The sequence below is a fragment of the [Leptolyngbya] sp. PCC 7376 genome (assembly GCF_000316605.1).
GTDB lineage: Bacteria > Cyanobacteriota > Cyanobacteriia > Cyanobacteriales > MRBY01 > MRBY01.
This window is the reverse complement of record NC_019683.1, coordinates 1,320,776-1,342,988: the sequence shown is the minus strand read 5'-3', so window position 1 is coordinate 1,342,988 and position 22,213 is coordinate 1,320,776. Positions and strand designations below refer to the sequence as shown.

The 22,213-nt window shown below is 41.9% G+C and carries 17 protein-coding genes; 6 read left to right on the top strand and 11 right to left on the bottom strand.

All coding sequences use genetic code 11. The features are described 5' to 3' along the window. Positions 1-8: 8 nt before the first annotated feature. Entirely contained in the window at positions 9-1,721 is a 1,713-nt protein-coding gene (gene mutL / locus LEPTO7376_RS06090; protein ID WP_015133336.1) for a DNA mismatch repair endonuclease MutL, read from the bottom strand. A 414-nt stretch (positions 1,722-2,135) separates the two neighbouring features. Between mutL and LEPTO7376_RS06085 the strand changes: the two genes are divergently transcribed. Continuing rightward, complete coding sequence (locus tag LEPTO7376_RS06085; RefSeq protein WP_015133335.1) at positions 2,136-2,780, top strand: PTPA-CTERM sorting domain-containing protein; 645 nt, start codon at positions 2,136-2,138, stop codon at positions 2,778-2,780. Between the two features lie 128 nt (positions 2,781-2,908). Here LEPTO7376_RS06085 and LEPTO7376_RS06080 read toward each other — a convergent pair whose 3' ends face one another. After that, positions 2,909-4,177 carry a GspE/PulE family protein gene (locus LEPTO7376_RS06080; protein ID WP_015133334.1) on the bottom strand — a complete coding sequence of 423 codons (1,269 nt, stop codon included), beginning with the start codon at positions 4,175-4,177 and terminating at the stop codon, positions 2,909-2,911. Between LEPTO7376_RS06080 and LEPTO7376_RS06075 the strand changes: the two genes are divergently transcribed. Continuing rightward, entirely contained in the window at positions 4,158-4,358 is a 201-nt protein-coding gene (locus tag LEPTO7376_RS06075) for a hypothetical protein (RefSeq protein ID WP_041763210.1), read from the top strand. The genes LEPTO7376_RS06080 and LEPTO7376_RS06075 overlap by 20 nt on opposite strands. Here the strand turns inward: LEPTO7376_RS06075 and LEPTO7376_RS06070 are convergent. The 3 genes from LEPTO7376_RS06070 to LEPTO7376_RS06060 all read right to left on the bottom strand — a co-directional run bounded on the left by LEPTO7376_RS06070 (position 4,355) and on the right by LEPTO7376_RS06060 (position 8,807). Further along, positions 4,355-6,280 carry a PhoX family phosphatase gene (locus LEPTO7376_RS06070; RefSeq protein WP_015133333.1) on the bottom strand — a complete coding sequence of 642 codons (1,926 nt, stop codon included), beginning with the start codon at positions 6,278-6,280 and terminating at the stop codon, positions 4,355-4,357. The two genes, LEPTO7376_RS06075 and LEPTO7376_RS06070, sit on opposite strands and share 4 nt — an antisense overlap. 120 nt (positions 6,281-6,400) lie before the next feature. Continuing rightward, positions 6,401-6,919: a hypothetical protein gene (locus tag LEPTO7376_RS06065; protein WP_160148390.1), complete on the bottom strand. Its 519-nt coding sequence runs from the start codon at positions 6,917-6,919 to the stop codon at positions 6,401-6,403. A gap of 400 nt (positions 6,920-7,319) precedes the next feature. Beyond that, complete coding sequence (locus LEPTO7376_RS06060) at positions 7,320-8,807, bottom strand: sensor histidine kinase (RefSeq protein WP_015133331.1); 1,488 nt, start codon at positions 8,805-8,807, stop codon at positions 7,320-7,322. A 573-nt stretch (positions 8,808-9,380) separates the two neighbouring features. On the opposite strand from LEPTO7376_RS06060, the gene LEPTO7376_RS06055 reads away from it, so the two are divergent. Then, positions 9,381-11,462, top strand: a complete 2,082-nt coding sequence (locus LEPTO7376_RS06055; protein ID WP_015133330.1) for an EAL domain-containing protein — start codon at positions 9,381-9,383, stop codon at positions 11,460-11,462. Between the two features lie 323 nt (positions 11,463-11,785). On the opposite strand, the gene LEPTO7376_RS06050 is transcribed toward LEPTO7376_RS06055, so the two are convergent. The 4 genes from LEPTO7376_RS06050 to LEPTO7376_RS06035 all read right to left on the bottom strand — a co-directional run bounded on the left by LEPTO7376_RS06050 (position 11,786) and on the right by LEPTO7376_RS06035 (position 16,890). Beyond that, positions 11,786-14,146, bottom strand: a complete 2,361-nt coding sequence (locus LEPTO7376_RS06050; RefSeq protein ID WP_015133329.1) for an ABC transporter substrate-binding protein — start codon at positions 14,144-14,146, stop codon at positions 11,786-11,788. A 323-nt stretch (positions 14,147-14,469) separates the two neighbouring features. Continuing rightward, positions 14,470-15,078: a HEAT repeat domain-containing protein gene (locus LEPTO7376_RS06045; protein WP_015133328.1), complete on the bottom strand. Its 609-nt coding sequence runs from the start codon at positions 15,076-15,078 to the stop codon at positions 14,470-14,472. Positions 15,079-15,217: 139 nt separating this feature from the next. Continuing rightward, entirely contained in the window at positions 15,218-15,718 is a 501-nt protein-coding gene (locus LEPTO7376_RS06040; protein ID WP_015133327.1) for an AAA family ATPase, read from the bottom strand. A 173-nt stretch (positions 15,719-15,891) separates the two neighbouring features. Beyond that, positions 15,892-16,890, bottom strand: a complete 999-nt coding sequence (locus LEPTO7376_RS06035) for a fatty acid desaturase (protein WP_015133326.1) — start codon at positions 16,888-16,890, stop codon at positions 15,892-15,894. A 359-nt stretch (positions 16,891-17,249) separates the two neighbouring features. Between LEPTO7376_RS06035 and LEPTO7376_RS06030 the strand changes: the two genes are divergently transcribed. Both LEPTO7376_RS06030 and LEPTO7376_RS26780 read left to right on the top strand, forming a co-directional pair. Next, positions 17,250-18,152 carry an alpha/beta fold hydrolase gene (locus LEPTO7376_RS06030; RefSeq protein ID WP_015133325.1) on the top strand — a complete coding sequence of 301 codons (903 nt, stop codon included), beginning with the start codon at positions 17,250-17,252 and terminating at the stop codon, positions 18,150-18,152. A gap of 63 nt (positions 18,153-18,215) precedes the next feature. Beyond that, on the top strand, positions 18,216-18,386 hold the full coding sequence (locus tag LEPTO7376_RS26780) for a hypothetical protein (RefSeq protein WP_015133324.1): 171 nt from the start codon (positions 18,216-18,218) through the stop codon (positions 18,384-18,386). A gap of 182 nt (positions 18,387-18,568) precedes the next feature. On the opposite strand, the gene LEPTO7376_RS06020 is transcribed toward LEPTO7376_RS26780, so the two are convergent. Continuing rightward, positions 18,569-19,525, bottom strand: coding sequence for a PRC-barrel domain-containing protein (locus LEPTO7376_RS06020; RefSeq protein ID WP_015133323.1), 957 nt, complete (start codon positions 19,523-19,525; stop codon positions 18,569-18,571). 363 nt (positions 19,526-19,888) lie between these two features. Here LEPTO7376_RS06020 and prfB point away from each other — a divergent pair. After that, positions 19,889-21,008 (top strand): peptide chain release factor 2 gene (gene prfB / locus LEPTO7376_RS06015; RefSeq protein WP_160148588.1). Its coding sequence is split into 2 segments (ribosomal slippage): positions 19,889-19,960 and positions 19,962-21,008, totalling 1,119 coding nucleotides; the frame shifts between segments, so codons are not numbered across the junction. Here the strand turns inward: prfB and LEPTO7376_RS06010 are convergent. Further along, positions 21,003-22,202 (bottom strand): FAD-dependent monooxygenase, encoded by a 1,200-nt coding sequence (locus tag LEPTO7376_RS06010; RefSeq protein ID WP_015133321.1) that lies wholly within the window; start codon positions 22,200-22,202, stop codon positions 21,003-21,005. The two genes, prfB and LEPTO7376_RS06010, sit on opposite strands and share 6 nt — an antisense overlap. Positions 22,203-22,213 lie beyond the last annotated feature (11 nt).

The following is a 22,213-nucleotide window of genomic DNA, read 5'->3' as shown; positions in this document are numbered from 1 at the left end:
ATTGAACATTATTTTGGAGGCTTACTTTCAGTGATGCCGTGACTTTTTCCTAATACCCAATGACGACGAAAGAAACGATACAAAGAGGTTTCTTCAAGGGATAAATAAATCGGGCGACCGTGGGGGCAAGTGTGGGGATTTTTTGTCTGCTGCCACTGTTGAATAATGTCTCGCATTTTTTCTTGGGTTAGAGGTGTGCCATTTTTGACCGCAGTGCGACAGGCGATCGCCGCTTGCGCTGTGTCGATATTTCCCCCATCTGCCAATTCAAGGAGAGCCGCTTCGAGGTCGGGATAGGTTTGCAGGGCTGCTGGAATAGTGTTCACTTTCCAGAGATTTTCGCCGAAGGATTCGAGACTAAGACCAAGATTTTCGGTGAGCTGTTCAAGTTGTTTCGCAGTAAGATTCCCGAGAATAATAGGCGTAGGATTCGGGATAATTTGCCACTGTTCCTGCAATTGCTCGAAAAGGGCGCGCTCATGGGCAATATGCTGTTCGACGAGCCATATCCCAGCCTCATGCTCCACCAAAATATAAGTATTTCGGGACTGCCCAATAACTTTCAAATCGATATTTATAGTAGTCGATTGCTTCGTTTCAGGCTCTGTCTCGACGGCAGTTTTTGGCTTTGTGGCGACGGAATATTCAGCTCTAGGTTCGGCTGCAACCATCAGATTCAAAACCCGCTGATTTTCTAGCTTCGGCAAACTCGCCTCACTTAATCGCAATGCCTTGGCGATCGCCTCTTTGATGGTCTCCTGCCAACGATCTTGATGTTGCAGATAGATTTCACTTTTGGCAGGGTGACGATTCCAATCGATTTGGTGAGGTGGCAGATGCAAATGGGCAAAACAAACCGGGTGGCGATCGCGCGGTAACGTCCGGTAAAACGCTTTGATAATGGTGTTTTCGAGGACAGGGAATTTCACGATGCGACCATTCACTGCCAACTTAAGCCAATCTGGTTGATGACGATGGCAGCGATCTGGCAATCCCAATACCAATTCAATCGCGCAATCTGGTGCCAAAAGCTCTAGTTCCGCAGAGGTGAACCGCCGATAAATCAAATCATTAGGGGCGATCGCCTTGAGGAGTTGCGGCAGAATATCGAGGGCCGTTTCTCCGGCAGACACCTGAAACCATGGCTGATTGTTTTTGCCCACTTGCCACGTGATATGCGGATAGCACAGCGCCAGATGATGAATAATTTGCTGAATCGTTTTCAATTGTTGTGACAGAGATGGCAGGGCATTGCGACGTACCGGAAAATTCTCAAACAGACGATCTACAGTAACGATGCTGCCCACCGACATCGGGTGTAAACTCGCCGTCGAAATGTCCTCTTGATAAGCCTTGAGCAAATAACCTGTATCACCCGCCGTACAACTCGCAATATTGAGATTTGCCACTTGCGCAATGCTATACAGCGCCTCCCCTCGAAACCCCAAACTCGCAATGTGAGCCAAGTCATGGCGATCGCCAATCTTGCTGGTGCTATGGGGCGTCGCACAAAGTTCGAGATCATCGAGATCCATGCCGCAGCCGTTATCAATCACCCGAATTTTCCAAAGATTAGGATTAATTTCGATACCAATTCTCGTCGCGCCTGCATCAATCGCATTTTCCGCCAACTCCCGCACCACTGCCCCCAGAGAATCAATCACTTCCCCTGCGGCAATAAGTTGCACAACATCGTTTGGTAGCGGTTTAATCTTTACCATCCAACCAGTCTAACCAATCAAGAGGCTCCAAAATAGTTTCCTTGCGTCAGACCATGGTGGCGATCGCCTATCTCAGACACCAGATTTTTCCAATAGGGATGGCTATTTGTTTATTCAATCCAAGTATTTATTAAGTAAAAAATCAATAATCCAAAAATTTAACTGCCTTAAACAAGATTCTAATCACATATAAAATCCGCAAAAACATTAATACAAAAAGGACAAAAATAGTTGATCAAAAGATTAATATTTTGCATATTAAAATACAACATTAGTCTAAGATTTGGTTAAGCTTTAAACCATTTAAAAAACATCACAAAAGCCTAGTGACAACTACTTATATATTGTGTTTAATTAGGTAAGTTTAGCTCAGTAATCTTCCACAAAAATTGTGGTCACAAAATATTTAAAGTGATGTTTAAATCCAATCTTTTTACAACAGCTAGTGTGACAGCTCTTTCAACTCTGAGTGTCTGTCTAGGTTTCACACATTCTGCTCAAGCTTTAAGTTTTACAGAAGTTGATGATGCTGGCGAACTATTAGGAACAGCACAAGTCATCGGTGGTAGCGGAGCCATTACCGAGATCTCTGGCAACACTGATTTTGACGCTAATGATTTTGCAGATCTTTTTAAAATCTCCCTTGATGGCAGTTTCTTCTCTGCAACTACAGAGACTACAAGCACTGACTTTGACACAGCTCTTTTTCTATTTGACAGTACTGGTGACGTTGTCCTCAGCAATGACGATATTGACTTTGACAACTTTGTCGTCGAGTCTGAAATCTCAGGTAATTTAGCTGCTGGTATTTATTATTTAGGTATCACTGGTTCGGGCTATTTACCAGAGGATGCTTTTGGTAGTGTTATTAATGACCCCACTGATCCTCCTTTTGGGTTTGATTCAGTCGGAACTTTAGCAGGGTGGCAAGATGAACCTTTTGAAGTTGGTGCTTATAATATTTCTTTGACTGGTGTTAATGCTGTACCAACACCTGCAGCTGTCTTACCTATTTTAAGTGGTTTATTTACAGCAGCTCGCCGCAAGAAAAACAAATAAATCCTCTTGTTTTTTGAGGGAAGTTTGAATCGCCGAAAAGATAGCTCTAAGAAATTATAGTTAGAGCTATTTTATATTTTGTTTTTCCATAAAAAATATGCTTTTATCCATACAATTTCTAAACGTTTTTAGGATGCATTAATTAAAGTAGTGGGTGATCTTTTTTTCAGAAGGGGCTGTGGATTTTGCAAAACGCTGCGCGGTAAAACTCGACAAATTTCTTCCACGGTCGTAATTCCATTAATCACTTTGGCGATCGCCGCGCGCCGGAACGACTCAAACTCACTTTGCTGGAGATAGTGACGAAGCTGGGTAATTGAACCTTCATAAATAATTTGTCGCACCGCATCATCGACATGTAGTAATTCCACAATTGCTTCACGCCCTAGATAGCCAGACCCAAAACAATGCTCACAACCACGACCCTTACGCCAATTTTTTGAGGCAAATTCTTTGGGAGTCAGATCCAGCTGATGCCAATCCGCAGCTATGGGTTGATAGGGTTCGCTGCAATGGGGACAATTCACCCGAATCAATCTTTGGGCGACAACACCTAGCAAAGCATCACTAATTAATGCTGGGTCTGGGCCGAGATCCTTAAGACGAGGAATGGCACCAATTGCATCATTTGTGTGGAGCGTCGTCAAAACAAGGTGTCCTGTCAGCGCAGCACGAATAGAGGTTTCAACTGTTTCAGCGTCACGAATTTCACCGAGCATGATGATGTCTGGATCCTGACGCAAAATCGCCTTCAGACTTTTCGCGAATGTCATCCCAGCGGCTTCATTCACTTGGGTTTGGGTGATATTTGGCAACAAGTATTCCACAGGATCTTCAACCGTAATGATATTGACTTCCTCGGTCGCCACCCCAACCAAACTCGTATAGAGTGTGCTGGTTTTCCCGGATCCAGTGGGCCCCGTTAAAATCACGAGGCCTTGGGGCTGATTGAGATAGCCTTCAAATTTCGACCGCGATCGCCGCGAAAACCCCAAATCGGCAACTGTTTTAAACGAATTTTGCTGACGTAGTAGCCGCAACACTGCTTTTTCCGCTACATCCCCTTTGGTATTGCTCACACAGGGCAACGTCGAAACTCGCAAATCCAAACCCTTGATGAGTTCGCCACCAAAGTATTTTTCGCCAATTCGTCCATCCTGCGGCACACGGCTTTCAGCAATATCCATATCGCACATCACCTTAAGCGCCACGATTAATTTGCGACTAATCTCCAGCGGTAACGTCTGGATATGGCGCAACATACCATCGACTCGATAGCGAATCTTTAAGCCATCAGTCGTCGGCTCTAGATGAATATCACTCGCGCGGTTATCGAGAGCATGGCGCAAAATTTGTTTAATTTGTCCAGTCTGATCCTTGGCTTGGAAATTTACCATCAACACAGAGGCGATCGCCCACAAAAAATTAGATAAAAAAGAACTTAAAAATATCGAGCGCAGAAAAGATAACCCTGCCAAAGCACCGGGAACACATCAGGTACAAACATCTCTACATCCCCAACAGAAAAACACTCCGACAGAGCTATCTCAAACGCTAATCACAAACAAATCGACTTAGGAGCCAACAATTCCCCCATCTTTGCGCTTAATCACAATGGTTGAATCGCGGGGAATCGGGCCATTGGGATTTGCAGGATTATTCTCCACAGGAAAATTAGTCCGTGAAGGATCACCATTACCTGGATGCTGAGTGTTAATAAACATTGTCTTGCGGTCGGGTGTCACAGCGATTCCAGTAATTTCATCGCTAGTCACACCAGTAAATAGACGGCGAATTTCATGGGTTTTCGGATCAGCAACCAACATTTGATTATTGAGCGAATCCTTTTGACCGCCATCCGTTTGAATAAACAAACGACCATCAGGATCAGCCCACAAACCATCAGGGTCGCTAAAGACGGACTCTGTATTGCGAGTATCCCGTGAAAGCACAAAAATATCCCACTCAAAAGTTATGCCAGTATGTCTGTTGGAATCCACCCAGCTCATAATGTGGCCATCCGGATTACCAACGATATCTCCATCAGAATCACGCAAGGGATTACCAAACTCGTCTAGTTCAATCGGATTAGCACCAGTCGGGTCATCAGTGGTGCGGCGGCTGTTATTCGTTAATGAACAATACACTGTTCCATCTGGAGCAACCGTTGTCCACTCAGGACGATCCATCGGCGTTGCACCAAGCTCATCGGCTGCTAAGCGTGCATAAGTGAGCACTTCAGCCTGACTGCTAAACTTCGCCGCTAATTTAGGATCATTAATGGTTAGTTCCAACCAATCACCAGTGCCATCATCATTGAATCTAGCCACATACAATGTCCCTTCATCTAAAGGACTTTTACCCTGCTTGATCATCCGTTTCCAGTTGGCAGCGGACACGAATTTATAAATATAGTCAAAACGTTGGTCATCGCCCATGTAGCAAACAACTCGGCCACCTCGACCGACAGTCACACCAACACCTTCATGCTTAAAACGACCAAGGGCAGTGCGTTTCACAGGAGGCTTATCAGGGCTCATCGGGTCAATTTCAACCACCCAACCAAAGCGATTATCTTCGTTCCGATAGCGACTGTTTGAAAGATCGAAACGATCATCAAAGTTTTGCCAGCCATAGCCAAATCCAGAGGAACTAAAACCGTAACGAGTTTGTTCTGCTGTGGGTGTCCAGTTACCATTGGCACCGAAATAGCCATTAAAGTTTTCTTCGCAAGTCAGGTATGTCCTCCAGGGAGTAAAGCCATTTGCGCAATTATTTACAGTGCCCTTAGGGCTATTGCCTTGGGGGGTGTCGAGTAGCGAGTCTCCTGCCACAGGGCCGCTAAATGTGACAGGTGTATTCACATGAACACGGCGATTATAAGCACTGTTTTTCACCACTTCCCAGACACCTTGAGGGTTTGCTTTCACTTCCACGACGGATACACCATGGGCATGTTGGGAGAGGAGCACATCCTCTAATGTTTCTGGCGCACTCTTGCCGAGTACATGGGTGTTACGACCAAACTCATGATTGACAGCAATCAGACCATGGTTAGTTTGGCCTCTGAAAGGGAAAAAGGTCATGCCGTCGTGACCAATGCCAATCATTTTTGCCTGCTGAGCAGAGGTGGGACGGGTTGCCGGGTTCCCATCCCAATCGTCATATTCGTTTGTTAAAGCAGTCCCCCAAGGAATCAAAGCTTGATATTCATAATCGGCAGAAATAGTTGGGACAGAGCCATTCCCTGCGGCAACGGGGACTGCATCAAACTCAATGAGGGGGCTACTGCCTTTAGCAACTTTTTTCGCAGCAGCGGATGTTTTTGCAGTAACAGGGGTTTGGCGGAGAAGATTTTCACCGGCGATCGCCCCCACAAAGCCTGCAGCAGAAAGAATCATGCTTTTTTTCAGCATATTGCGACGGGAGATGCGCTTCTGCAGAACATCATGAAAAGGTCGATTGCCAGAAAAGTTACTAGGCTTATTGTCGTGTGGCATGAAAGATTTCCCTTGGTTGAAATTATTTTGAGATCAGATATTGATAGATGAAATAAGTACATTGGCTTGGGAAATCTAGATCTAACATCGAGATACTTTCGCCAAATCAAATATCGGTTTTCAATCCAAGTCATCAATGATCACTTGAGGATTAAAACCATCGTTGATTAGTTGGTCAATATCCACTTCATCAATGACAAAAGATTCATCGATAGCAGGAAAATTAACCAGGTTTATGGAGGTAGTCCTAGAAGAGCTAGAAACCACATCATTTTCTTCTGCACTAGCAATCAATGGTTGATCACTTTGAAGGAGTGAGAAGGAAGCTTGGTTATAAGACACCCAATCGCTAATATGGGGCGATTCTCGCCATTGAGTGCGTGTAATAAAAATCGAAAATAGAGGGACAATCTCTACAGCTTTCTCTCCAAGCACATCGAGCTGTAATGCTTCTATATCAAGATTCTGTGTAAATGCTAAGGATATATAGGCATTCGTCAGTTGCTCTGCTTGGTGCCTAATATCTTGATAGTCCATCGAGCGGTGTATTGGTACTGTAAAAGTACTTTTCTGTGTAGCTTTTGCATCAACTGGATTAATGAGAAATAGGAGACTTACAAAAGTATAAAATGCTGACAAAAATACATTACTAGCTCTCATTTAAATCCACCAAAATCTGATTCATAGTGCACTCAAGAAGATACTTAAGTACATACAAATAAGATTATGATCATTGATATTAAGAGAAGACTAAAGAAACGAGTTTTATGATTTAAGTTATGGTTGTGTGTATTGTGGAACACACGACAATTTAAGCTTGAGTTAAATGTGGTGAAGATAAGTTTATCGTTTCAAATCAAAAATCAGGTTAATTTCAATACGAAGAGATATATTAATTTTGTAATACATCAAAAATGACATAGAGGCGATCGCCAACCTCTGTTCCATTGCGCGACTTTATAATCAAGGGATAGCACCGAGAAATCAGATCGGGCGATCGCCGATGATAATCACCAGTTAAACTAGCCGATTGAATATCTTAAGTTGACACTGCCTCAGAGTGACAGAGGGGAATTTCAATCACAAACTCACAGCCTGATCCTTCCGTCGAATCAAACCAAATTGCACCATTGTGCTTCTCTGTGACAATCTGATAACTAATCGATAAACCTAAGCCAGTCCCTTTACCAATCGATTTAGTCGAGAAAAAAGGATCAAAGATTCTAGATTCGATCATTTTCGGTATACCTAAACCATTATCTGAGATCGTAATTTTGACCCGCTCTTCCGCCGTGAGATGAGTCGAAATCCGAATAGTCGGCTGTGTCACTTGTTGTTCTGGTGTGGATTTATGAGCTGTCGTCTCTAATGCATCGATTGAATTCGTCAACAAATTTAGGAACACTTGGTTCAGTTCCCTCGGACAACATTCGACTAAAGGCAAATTGCCATACTCTTTAATCACCTGAATACCCGTAAACTTTGTTGGAGTTTTCAGACGATGCTGCAAAAAGAGTAATGTGCTGTCGATGCCTTCATGAAGATCGACCCATTTGTATCCTGACTCGCCAAGACGAGAAAAATTACGCAATGACAGCACAATATTTCGAATGCGAGTAGAGCCTGTTTTCATCGACTGGAAAATTTTCGTCAAATCCTGTGTCAGAAAGCTTAGATTGGCATCCTCCAACTCTGCTTGTAGTGATTGAGGTGGTACAGGGTATTGTTGCTGATATGAATCCAGTAGTTGCAGTAGCTCCTTAGTATATTCTTCAAGATGGGTTACATTGCCATGAATAAAATTCATTGGATTGTTAATTTCATGGGCTATGCCAGCCACCATTTTTCCTAGTGCTGACATTTTTTCACTTTGCACAAGCTCCAACGCTAATTTCAAACGATTAGTTTGTCGCTCAAGTTTTTTGTTTAGGTTTTGTAGAGCAATATCTGCTTGCTTACGCTCGGTAATATCTTGATAGGTTCCGAGAATCCCGATGACTTCACCACAACTGTTATGGAGAGGTGCCTTATTTGTTTCTAACCAAGCCTGCTTACCATCACCCTGGAGCTGAGGTTCAATAATGCCCAGTTCTGCACAATTTGATGACATGACACGCTGATCGCATTCTCGAAAAAAGTCGGCTTCTTCAGTTTTCCAGGCCAAATCATAATCTGTTTTCCCCACAATATTTGGAGGAGAACCAACTCCTGCATCTTCCGCGAAATTTTGATTGCAGCCCAAGTAAACAGAATGCCGATCTTTCCAAAAAATCGCCTCAGGCAGCGTATCCATCACTAACTGTAGGAGTTGCTGCGATGCTTTGAGTTCACTGTCGATTTGTTCTCTATGATGACTTTCTTGTTGGCGCGCTTGCCGAAGTGTTTTTATTTCTGATCGAGCTTGGCTGAGTTCCTCGTCATGGGACTGCTGGAGCGCCTTTATCTCTAATCGAGCCTGATTCAGTTCTTCTTCTAAATCGGCGATCGCCTTATCTTTTTGACTCAATGGTTTATCTGACTTTGCCACTAATCACACCATTTCCAACGTAATACTTGTCTTTAACGCCTTTAGTAAGATTTTATCTCAGTTTCATTATCGATATGACAGAATAAATGCTTTCTTCTTTTCAAGAATTGAGTAAGAGTCAAAGAAAAATTCGATTGAGTGATGCCTCTTAACGACTTACGAGAGACATCCAATCTCTAAATCCTCTCATTTCTCTTTAGAGGGTGTTTGGAAAGTTCACTTTGGATATCGAGATCTCAGTAATTTCACTGTCAAAAAAGTCTAAAATCTCTCTTTTTCGTTCTATCCAATAGAATAAATATTACGCTTAGAGCCTTTTCAAACAGCCTCGTAGAAGTACAATCCAAAGTTGGTCAAACAAGCATTTTTCTTTCATATGTCTATTTTTCAAAAATTATACTATGGCAGGATTTTTCATTATACTATCACCTCAAAAATGCGAGATTTTAAGGTGAATATTTAAGGAATTCACCTTTTCATCTAACGGCCTATACTTTTCAGATATCCTCTACAGCTTAACAAGGAACAATTATCCTAAACAATAGTACTCTCTTGATCTTCTGATTCATCTCCATGCGAAATTACTTCGTTCGATTAAATCCTCTATCACTACTTAAAGAATCATTTGAGATAAAACCTTTCTTATTACTTCGAGAAGCCTTTCTCTCCTTGTTACCAATTGTTTTAGTCATGAATATATTGGTCCTCTTCTCTGGCTTGACGAGCTTATTGGAGTTTTGGGGGGTGACCGATGCATCAGCAATTAATGGAGATGACATTAGTCGACTATATTTTTTTTTAATTCCTTTATTTGTTAATTTATCGCTTAGCTCACTTCTAGCCAAAGAAAAAGGTCTCGATCAAATCGGTACAATTCTGATTGCGATGGTTTGTTTTTTTCGAGTATCTGGATTTCTGATCGTTAATGACTCAGCTCAGCTCATTTCTTACCATGGTTCAATTCTTACAAGTATCCCTAGCACTTGGATTGCAGTTAGGTTATTACATTACTTCTTGAAATTTTCAAAGATTCCACTGACTGTTTATCAAAATGATATTAATCCCCGTCTAAAACAAACACTGAATTTAATTATTCCTGGTCTATTAACTGTTGCCTATTTTGAGTTTATTGGTCAGATAATCAATATTTTTCTTTGTATAGACTTCTCTGGGGTAGTAGCATACATTGACCCACGATTTTATCAATTATCTGAAATTTTAGAGCTGATTTTATACAAAACTATTTCACTTTTCACCTGGTTTATTGGTTTACATGGAGAGCATAGTGCTGATGGTCTATTTCGGCTGATTAATGATATACCAAATGGTGAAAATTATAGTATTAGACTCAAAACCTTTCATGATGTTTTTATGAATATTGGAGGATCTGGATCAACTTTTGTCATCCCATTTTTGATTCTTTTCTCTAAGAGGATTAAACAATTCAAATCTATTGCTCGGTTAAGCCTCCCTTTTTCATTTTTTAATGTTAATGAAATTCTGCTATTTGGGCTGCCAATCCTTTTAAACCCTATTTTTTTGATTCCGTTTGTAGTCGTGCCATTTGTCAATATGGCGATCGCCCTTTCTGCTGTTCACTTTGGCTTGTTTCACCTATCTCTCACACCTGTTCACTGGATGTCACCACCGCTTTATAGCGCATATGCTGCAACTGATGGATCTGGTTTGTCTGTTTTGACTCAGTTTCTATGTTTGGTAGTAGATAGCTGTATTTATTTTCCTTTTTTGTTACTTTCTAGTCGTCAGTATCAAGCTCCAAGTTATCTATTAAATCTTTTTGGTGAAGATGCTCATGACTTCATTCAAGGAGAAGTCAATCACCAACAAGAGCGAATATTTATAGCAAAACAGCGAGCCAAGATGAAAAACATGACTTCGGCTCAACAAGTATTGAAAAAGTTAAGAGGTGGACAATTTTTACTTTATTTTCAACCTAAATTTAATGCCCAATCTCTTGAGCTTGTAGGATTAGAGGCTCTACTCCGATTTCAAAATTATAAGGGAGAAATTCTGCCGCCCACCTTTCTTCCAGTACTTTATCAACAAGGACTTTCGAAAATCATAGACAAGAAGGTTGTAGATCTCGCCTTTTTGCAGATACTACGATGGCAGTCAGAAGGATTGTTGGTGCCACCTATTGCGCTTAATTTTGATAAAGAATTTTTATTAGACCAATTGGCTGTCAAAGAGTTTATTGACAGAGCAAAATACCACAATATTTGCTTTTATATAGAGATCACTGAGCATACTTATACTGTAGAAATATCAGCATTAGCGTCAGTTGTTCAACAACTACGAACAGCAGGTCATCGTATTTCAATTGATGATTTCGGCGCAGGTTATTCTTCTTTAACTACTTTATTAGCCTTAAAGGCAGACGAAATCAAATTAGATAGAAAACTGATTTTCGCCCCGACAAAGGAAGCTCAACGAGGGCAAATACTACTTTCTTCGAGCATACAACTTTGTCATGATTTGGGGTTTTCAGTGGTGGCAGAGGGTGTAGAAACCGTTAGACAAATGAATTTGGTTCAGCGCTGTGGTGCGGATATTATTCAAGGCTATTATCTTGGTCGGCCGATGAGTTCAACCAATGTAAGTCAACTTTTTGACAGTGTTTCATTTCATGATTGAACTTCAGGCAGATTAAATTGTCTAAATTCCAATATGGCGTTTCCTGGTTAGGTCAAATATAGTAATAGAAATAGGTAAACCAATGACAAATATCTGTCAGATCAATAATTAATATTCATGCTTTATATTTGAATTTGATTTTTTATCACTTCAAATATAGTGAAGACATCTACCTATTTTTTATTATTAGAGTTCTAACAGTTGAGTTTTTGAATTTCAGTCATTAATCAGTTGTCGTCATTAGATATTTCTCACAAGATGAATCAAAATCAATTATTTTGTCGGTTGATGTGATTTTTATAATGTTTTTTTCAGACACCTTCTTAGACATAAATAATCAAGAATGTCACAAATGCAATCACAAGCGTCACAGGATAACCAATTTGCCCAGCCATAGTTAACCGTTGCAAATATTGAGGATTAGCACGTATCGGCTTGTAATAGCCAATTACAAATAGCAAAATCTGAAACCCTAACATTGCATAGATCGAATAAAAAGCGTAGTCCAAAGCAACGATATAGCCCACTCTTTCTGGTAATTTATTGAGTAAGTTTAGATGGAAGAAAACCACTGCCATCAATAGACTTGTGACTGCTGCAAATTTCGTTTGGGATAGGGGAATAAAAAAGTTGATATAGCCAACAAACAAGAAAAAAATCAACGGCAATAGATTTTTCAATAGAAAGGCTTTGCGATTTCGCTCTACTTCGATCACAGCGTTAAAGCGGGAATATTCTAGGCGATCGCCACTACGATTTTCATCAGAAAATCCAAGAGTAGATAAATTACTCAGAACGTCGGGATAAAAAGAGACCTTTTTTAGTTGCCAGTCTGTAATCGTGTCAAATACGTTATGGGTTTCCCAATTTTTTATAGTTTGACTCAAATCTGTATCCCTCATCCCCAACAAATCAACCACATATAAAATCTCACTCCGATCGAGAGATTGGTGTCTGAGGCGAATCGCTAGATTTTGGGTGTCAAAAGGATAATCATAAAATTCGAAAGGCTCTTGAAATATTTCTTTGACACGGTAAGCTTCAGTGATCAAATCGCCTTCTTCAGCCTCATAGTCTTCTGTCATGATCTCGCCATTCACTGTTACTTGAACAGGATTTTCGATAGCTAGACTACTTTCAGAGGAATTAATAAATTCAACTAATCTTGGCTCTAGATTCTCGCGTTTATGATATTTAAACCAAATGAAAAAATCGATCTTATATTTTGATTCTTTTTGATCAATTTCTAGGACTTTATTGATATCAATTCCTGTATAAATAACATTAGCTACTTTCATCGGTAAATTATTTACGAGAAGCAGTTTCTCTTTATTCAGAATCTTAGCCAACTGGGTAATATTTTTGCCCTCTTCCTTTTCTTTAATCGCTTCTTTTACGGAAGGGATAAATGCAGGGTTGATTTTTAATTGCTCATAGGCAGAAATCAAACGTCGTTTTTGGAAGATACCCACAGCAGGTGGTTTTTCGGCATCGCCATCATTGTTGAAATAAATCTGACCAGACAAACCGTCAATAGCATTTCTTGGGCGATTTAATTTGGCGATCGCCTGCTGCACTTTTTGACGTTCTTCTTTTATGGCATTGGCATGGCCAGTAACATTGCTTTTCTCAATGGCTGCAACCATCGCCTTGGTCACGTCATAGGAAATTGCAGTGACGGGACGAAATTCTTCGTTGTCATATTGGGTGGCATATTGGCGACGGAAATCCAGAGCAACTTTGCTGGCAACATCATAGATGAGGTCTGCCGTCATGTAGACGTCATGACTGAGTGCGCCGGGATTCTCTCTTTCTTCGAGTTCGTTGGCCAAGCTTTGGGCACTCCAAGAAGACACAGCAACAAACATCGGATTCTCAAACCCTTCGCGTCGTGCCGCTTTCACCACAGAGGTAATTTGATCAGACTGAAGGGCCAGAAAAGCAATGTCTGGATTTAACGCGACTAATTCTGTGGCGATCGCCTCTGGAGACTGTTCATTAATGAGCCACTCATTTGTGACAGTTCCTCCTTGCTCTTGAAAAGATGCTTTAAAATCCTGGGCGGAACCTAGACCGAATTCTATATCTTCAGGATCTAAAACAATACCCACATTTCGATGGCCTAAAACTTGGTAAATATAGCTCGCGATAAAGGAGCTCCGCCAACTGCGGTTCGGCACGACTCGAAAGAAATAATTATTATCTTTTGTCACTTCATCGGCGAGGGCAATACCTGTAATTGCAGGCATTTCAGCATCTTCATACACTTTGCCCGCCGCAATCATTAGAGAACTGTAATATCCCCCAATCATGGCGATCGCCTCACTATTTGCTGTTTTTTTCGCTTGCTCTACCGCGTATTTTTCGTGGTCTGCTCCTTGCATCACCACCTTTGTCAGCTTAAGACGATGACCATTAACGCCACCTTGACGATTCACTTCGTTAATATAAATCTGGGAGCCACGCCACATTTCCCGTGCGTTCGCCGCAATATCAGATCTCCCATTCGGATTTACGGGTAAATTAATCGCAATTTCAATCCCTTCCTCATTAAAATACCACTGCTGTAGACCAACAGCACCCAGCATAGAAATCAAAAATAAACCCAATAAAATCCATTTTTTCAGGTGCCAAATTTTTTGTCGTATTACTCTTACCGAGTCTGAGGAAAGACGTGAACGCATGGTAGGAATCTGGGTAGTGACCGAAGAAGAGTCAAGCTAATAAAAGACAATATACTCGCTTTGAAACTCATTTTTTATAGTCATACGTAGTAGATCCACTTTATTGGCATCAAATTTCATCGCATTTTGTTAAGAACCGAAGATTAATTAGTATCGAGCACTGTAAAAAACAGGCTTTCTAAGTTTTTCATAAACGACATCTAAACACTATTTCTCTTAACCCTCTTGAAAATGAAAGCAAAAAAGCGACGATCGCCACCCCAGAATTAGAGAACTAGAGAATATGGCGATCGCCCACAAGCTATTCAATTCATCAAAGAGATTTACTTAGGCTCCATCCCTTTGAGCATATCCATCCGAGAGAAAGCACTCTCCGCCATTTGCTTCATATACATATCAGAATTCTCATCTTCGGCGATTCGTTTGAGCGTTTCTATTGCTCGATCATCTTTAATCGCACTCAGGGCATTAATAATGGCTACGCCGAGAGCGACATTATCAGTAGAGTTGAGCACATCCAATAAACTATCTAGAGCAGGTACGCCAACCACACCCATTGCCATTGCTGACGCGATATTCACCACAGGATTTTCATCTTGGAGAGATTCCTTTAACCCTTCAATTCCAATTTCGGGGAATGTCTCTTCGGGGTAGTTTAGAGCAACTTGAGCAAGGGCTTTTGCGCAACTACTGCGGACTGTTCCATTGTCACTTTTTCTCAACGTTTCAACAAGAAATGGAACGGTCTCAACGCCCACTGCACCAATGGTTTTCACCGCAGCACGACGATAAGTTGTATCCGTTTCGTCGAGGACAGACATCAAACGAGGAATCGTATTGTCATCCTTAGATTCCACAATTTCCCACATTGCGCGATCGCGTAAATGGGGATTCGGGTTTTTTAGCTGCTCAAATAGAGTGTCCTGTGACATGGTTAGAGATTCGTTATAAAAAAAGTTTTAAAAGAGACCGACAAAACAAGCAGATATGCCTATTGCCAATCCATTGGCTAGTTTAGAGGAATGTCGAGTCTAGCGTCGATGGGTTGTGGTAAATCGCAATCTTTTCGATTTATAACTGCCGCACTAAGGTTGCAATTGATTCTGTAATCGTTTGTCCAGCAGTATCAATGACAAGGCGATCGCCAGACCAAAGATCATATTCTCGTGCAAGAACATCCTGCCAAGTGGGAAGTTTAAGCGTTTGAATATCCGTTTGGCGCGTTTCAATCCGACGACGATGTTCGGCTTTGTCAGAGCAAATCACTTCAATATTGAGAACATCTGCGTCATTGTCAATGGCAACCTGTTCCCATTCTCGCCGAGTGAGTTCGATCGGATTGCAGGAATCAGAGACAACAGAAAGCCCAAGTTGTAAATTATCTGCCGCAACACGATAAGCCAAACGATAGCCTTCGCCCTCAACCTGAATCTGACAGAGATCCCGCAAAGCTTGTTCGATGGTATCAATCCGTAAATGAGTTGCCCCAAGATATTTTGCTAATGCTCTGGAGAGAGTTGTTTTACCTGTCGCAGGTAATCCCGAAAAAATAAACAGTGTTGGTCGGCTCATCTCAATAAAAAATGATGTGAGTAATGGCTGGGCGATCGCCAAACTAAAGGCGGGAGATATTCATTATCATGCGGTTCTCTGCCGTTAAATATTGAACCTTATTCAAAAATAGCCATTAAAAAAGTAGGATGAGAATAAAGTTCCCCACCCTACTTACTTTTTCGAAAAATCATCTATTGAGAAGCAGATAATTTCCCGATATTATTGAGGCTGGAGAAAGTTTCAACACAAGCCCGAATAAACCCTGTTTCATGATAGGGAATATTTTTTTCTAGACAAAATTTACGAACTAATCTACGAGATGCATTGAGTTTAATGCGACACATCTGAGGAAAGAGGTGATGTTCGATTTGAGCATTTAAACCACCCATCAGAAAGTCTGTAATAGGATGTGCAGAAATATTACGAGAAGTCAGCACTTGCAAAGAAAATGGATCAATTTTTTCATCAGCACTAAAGATTGGCATCCCAGCATGATTAACAATAAAAATCAGACCCAAATACACTCCAAATAAGCTCTTAAAGATCAGCGTAAAGATAACAGCTTGCCAAAGATTCAAAGGTGACAAGACTAGACAGGTTAAGTAAATCCCAAAATGCAAGCTAAAGGCGATCGCCTCTAAACCACGATTTTTCACTTTGTTCTTCAGTAGAAACAAAGCGCTTTCGATGTGCATTGCCACTGGAATAAAGAACAGCACTACCAAGAAATAATAGGCTTGGAAGCGAATCAAGAATTTTTCAAAGCCTTTCTTGTCTTCTAATTGCTCAGCAGCGAGGGCAAGAAATGGCGCTTCAATATCTGTATCTAAGCCCAAGCGATTAGTGTGAGCATGGTGTTTTTGATTATGTTTGTTATGCCACCAGCTACAGCTAATTCCGACTAACAAATCTCCAACAATTACGTCAAAAATTTCATTTCTCCAAGCCTGACGATGCACAATGTCATGGGCAAATAATCCTACTTGCGTCGAGGTAAATGCTAGGGCGATCGCATTACAGATTTGTAGGGGGAAGTTATCAACAAAAACCAAACAAGCAATATGTGCAACGAGTAATGTAATCAGAAATAAAAATCGTGCCACATAAAAACTATTTCGAGATTCAAAATAGCCACCTTTCCGCAGGAGGCTTTGCAATTCTGTATAGGGCTGACGAACAGTTGTTTTCATTTTTTACTAGGCATATTGAAGAAGGCACCCTACGAGCAGCGAATTTTCGTTTTGATAGCTCACCATCGGTAAGCAACTCACTATTTCAATATCGAGATTCGACAACACCATGAGGATATTCCCCAAGGCAATGACAACACTGCGCTGTAAAGTGCGATAGAACAAAAGACTTAGAAAGAGTTAAGATCGAATATACTCTATGTGCTCGACGCAACAAAATATTGTTCTGATGAAGATTGGCGTTTGTAGCCTCTTTTTTAAGCCTTTTCTAGCAACCTTTTTTTGCCTTTAACGTTGTTGTCTCCTCACAAACCAGAGACAATAGAAACCATTGTCATCCTGCATTTTCCCAAGGTTCTATGTATCCGAGTTTTTTGCCGCCCCTTGTTAATCAATTAACTGAACACGCTGCCATTGATTTCGCGAAAAGTCTTCAGCAAGAGGCGATCGCCACCCCATTACGCTCGGAACCGATTTTGACTAGTTTCACTCAGGCTGGCTCAGGTGCTCTCCCAATCTTGTTGGTTCATGGCTTTGATAGCTCGGTACTAGAATACCGTTACCTGATGCCGAAGTTGGCTGAACACCACGAAGTTTGGGCAGTAGATCTTTTGAGCTTTGGGTTTACAGAGCGTCCCGCGGAACTCGCCTTTAACCCTGAAACTATTCGTACCCATCTCTACAGTTTTTGGCAGCAAAAAATTAATCGCCCAGTGTTGATTATTGGTGCATCGATGGGAGGAGCTGTCGCTCTTGATTTTGCTCTCGAATATCCTGATGCGGTTGCTCAAATTGCCTTACTGGATAGTGCGGGTCTAGCGCCAAAGCCATTTAGTCGCTTTCTGATGGTGCCGCCGATTGATCGCTGGGCAACCCAATTTCTCGGCAGCATGAATGTCCGTCGCAAAATCTGCCTAAGTGCCTATTACGACAAGTCTCGTGTCAATGAGGATGCTGTTCTCTGTGGTGCCATGCATTTGGGGTGCGATCGCTGGCAAGAGACGTTAATCGCATTTACGAAAGGCGGTGGTTATGGTTCGTTTTATCCGAGACTGCAAGGTATTACTCAACCAACATTGATTCTCTGGGGCAAACAAGATGCCATTCTCGGTACGAAAGATCCCCTCAAATTCAAACAGGGCATTGCTAATAGCATCTTAGAATGGATTCCCGATGCTGGACATTTACCTCACGTTGAGCAAACTGACCTTGTCCTTGAAAAAATTCTGGCATTCAGCACGACTCCTGTCGCAGTACGCTAAACTGAAATTAAGATTTATTACAAGTTTGTTTTCAAAGACCCATATATAGAACAGGAGTTTGTCATGGCAGCCCCCGAACCCACCGTAAAACCAAACATTCAAGATCCTAAGTTTGGTTTTAACTTCTATTCCGAGAAGCTCAACGGTCGTGCCGCAATGATCGGCATTATTTTGGCGATCATTATTGAATTGATCACTCACCAAGGCGTTGTTAGTTGGCTTGGTTTAATTTAATCAACTCACCCGAACAAAAAATTTATTCAGATAAAAATTACAGATATATGTTGAATTCCCTTTGATTGATTCCTTGGGGAATTTTTTTTACATACATTAAAAATAAAAACTGCCGGAAAGGTTTGACCTCGCAGACAGTTTCTTGAATTTATGTGGGGGTGATCGCCCGTGAAAAAGAAGCTTTAGTAATTTGTTTCTTCTTCATATTCATATTCCTTAGTTTGCTCAGGAATATTTACGACGGGAGGAGAATAAGGCTCTTCTTTGACATCATCATCCCAGACGTCACTATCGACATCTTGATCGTTGTAATTATTAGCGGGCTGCTCATAGTCATCATAACTATCGTTATCGCCACCCCAGTTATCCCCCTCATAATCATCGTCATAGCTCATAGCTTGAGCCTTCTGGCGACGTGGTGGGGGAGGAGCAATAGCTTCTTCTTGCCATTCGTCTTCATCCCAATTGTTAATAGGCTGACGCGCTTGAACAGGAGGGCGTGCAACAGGTTGCTGGAGAGGAACGCCTGTGCCTAACTGATTTTCAGGGCGAGCAGTCGGTGCATAATACATGTCCTCTTCTTCCCGTTCCCAAGGAGGACGACCAACACCTAATCTTTCGAGGAAACCAACGGTAATCTGACTGAGACGTTCTTCTGCACCTTCAAAGACAATTAAACGATTAGGGCCACTACTAATGACTTCCTCAATCGGAAGCTCATAGGTACTAATTACTTGCTCGGGAATCTGTGGCAAACCAAGAGACGCAATAATCAGGGAAGAAACGGTGCCACTCTCAAGGTCAAACTGAAAATCTCTAACTCTTCCAAGGGGTTCACCAGCCTCAGTAATCACTTCACTGTTAATGAGAGGGCTGTAGGCTTCGACATCTACATCGGCCAAAACGTCTTCATCTTCGACTAAGACCACATCACCTGTACGGATGATCGTATCGAGGTACATATACTTCGGCATACCTGATACGGAAAACATGCTATCCCGCAGTCCGAGAGCTACAACTTCGCGACGGTCAATGTCCACTAATACATCTTTAACGACCCCTAAGCGTGTGCCGTTGTTACGGGTAATGACTTGGGTGTTGATGAATTCGTTACGTAAACGGATGGAATCAATGGTCATATTGTTTTAGTGTTTTGTCGATGCGCGAGTGGGTTAATGGATAGGTAAAAATTTTTTGGCGATCGCCTCACGTTTATTTATGAGGAAAAACGACGCAAAAAATGTCTGTGAAAAACAGAATTTAAATTAGAAAGCCATTGACCTACTTTTTTATCAGACAGCGATAAGAGCAGTTATCCAGCAGACTCTATCATTTCAGGGTCGCCTTGACAACTTTTCATTTGCATGAATGTCCCTATTCTAACGGATCGATTTTGGGTTCTTCTGCAATCATCGCAAATGCCTATCAGTGGAGGAATTGAAGCTTTCTACTATAATCATTTGGGTGAATGATTTTTCCGGTTTTGATGAGGAATTTTGATGATTGAGTTAGCGGATTTAAAGCGATCGCTTGTCATGGTCAGTGAGCGCCTGGGTAAAACTCAGGAATATCTTTGACCCGAAGACTTTAAATGCCAAAATTTTCGATCTAGAGCAAGTAGCCGCCCAACCAGAATTTTGGGAGAATCAAGATACAGCCCAAACAACGATGCAGGAGCTGAATGATCTCAAGGCTAATCTCGACCAATATGAACAGTGGCATTCTCAGTTTGAAGATGCTGAGGCGATCGCCGAACTTTTAGAACTAGAGGACGATCCCGCATTACTCGACGAAGCGATCCAGAATTTAGAGACGCTCCAAAAAGAATTAGATCGCTGGGAATTGCAACAGATGCTTTCCGGTGAGTACGACAATAACGGTGCAGTGCTCACAATCAATGCAGGCGCTGGTGGCACCGATGCTCAAGATTGGGCAGAAATGTTACTGCGGATGTATACCCGTTGGAGCGAGAAGCAAGGATACAAGGTTAAATTGGCGGAAATTTCTGAGGGGGATGAGGCTGGTTTAAAATCAGCAACTCTCGAAATTGAGGGACGATACGCTTTTGGTTATCTAAAAAGTGAAAAAGGTACTCACCGTTTAGTGAGAATCTCGCCTTTTAATGCCAACGGTAAACGTCAAACCAGTTTTGCCGGGATTGAGATCATGCCTGTGCTTGGGGATGATGCTGTCAAAGTTGAGATTCCCGATAAGGATTTAGAAATTACAACATCGCGAGCTGGCGGTAAGGGTGGGCAAAACGTCAACAAAGTGGAAACAGCAGTACGGATTGTTCATCTTCCAACGGGCATAGCTGTGCGCTGTACCCAGGAGCGATCGCAGTTGCAGAATAAAGAAAAAGCGATGGCACTCTTAAAAGCAAAATTACTGGTGATTGCGCAGGAGCAACGGACTCAAGAAATTGCTGAAATTCGTGGTGATATGGTCGAGGCGGCGTGGGGCAATCAAATCCGCAATTATGTTTTTCATCCCTATCAAATGGTGAAAGATTTACGAACAAACAAAGAAACCACCGATGTCAGTGGTGTGATGGATGGTGATTTAGATAGTTTTATTGAGGCTTATCTCCGACAAGAAACGCATGTGGGTGAAGCATCATAGCCTTGTCGCGTCGTAATCATAAATCCAAGCAGATTTGAGATTCATTAAATCCGGGGCAACTAAATCAGCCACTCGAAAAACAAAATCACGGGCGATCGCCTTCAAACCGGATGCATGGAAAATATCGGCATTTTTGCGAGATGTTTTTTGCATTTGGGTTGCCCGGTGATAACGCATTTTTTCGTATTGTCTAAACGCTGTCTCGATCTCGCTATGACGCTGTAAACATTGTGCCAAAATATAAGCATCTTCAATGGACATCGCTGCACCTTGAGCCTGAAATGGCAACATCGGATGAGCCGCATCTCCCAATAATGTCACTCGACCTTGCGACCAAAAAGGAAGCGGCGATCGCTCAAATAAGCCCCACTTGTAACAGGGTTCTGGGCTATCGATCATATCCACCAAAATTTGATTAAGTAGTTTGGATTGGTTACTAAATTCAGCGGCAACCTCTTGTTTATTCGCGGCGATCGCCCAGCCTTCTTCTTGCCATTGCTTTTCTTTCACCACCAAAACCAAATTGAGCCATTGTTGTCCATGTTCACTTGTAAGATTGCCGTTGGGATAGGCAACCACATGATGATTTTTGCCAAGCCACACCGTTGCTTTACCCGCTAACTCTGCGTAGGGCGATCGCCAAGGTAAGATGGCCCGAAATGCTGCATAGCCCGCGTAGCTTGGTTTCGTATTTTGACTATCCAGCATTAACTGCTTACGAGTTTGGGAACCAACACCATCAGCCCCAACCAAAGCCGAGACATTTGCATCAGTTGCACAATCAAACTGCAAAGAAATTGAATCAGAGGCACGCGCATAGCTAGACAAGTGTGTTGAGAAATTGAGTTTACTTTTATCCTGCAAACCATCAAATAAAAGCTGGTGTAAATCTGCTCGACGACATTGATAATAAAGCTGATTTTTTGGTAGCTGCCATTGAATTAAAGTTTGATCCGAATAAAAAGATCGCAACTCAAAACCATGACAACGGTGAGCCATTTTTTCTAGCTCTTCTGCCAATCCCAAAGCTGACAAAATCCGCACCACATTCGGACTGACTTGAATGCCATAACCCAACGCTTCAAAGCTTTCTGACTGTTCATAAAGCTGAAATGGAATATTGCTTTGCTCAAGGGTACAGGCCAAAGTTAAACCGCCAATACCTGCACCGACAATACCAATGGGAGAAGCCATAAATGTTCTGA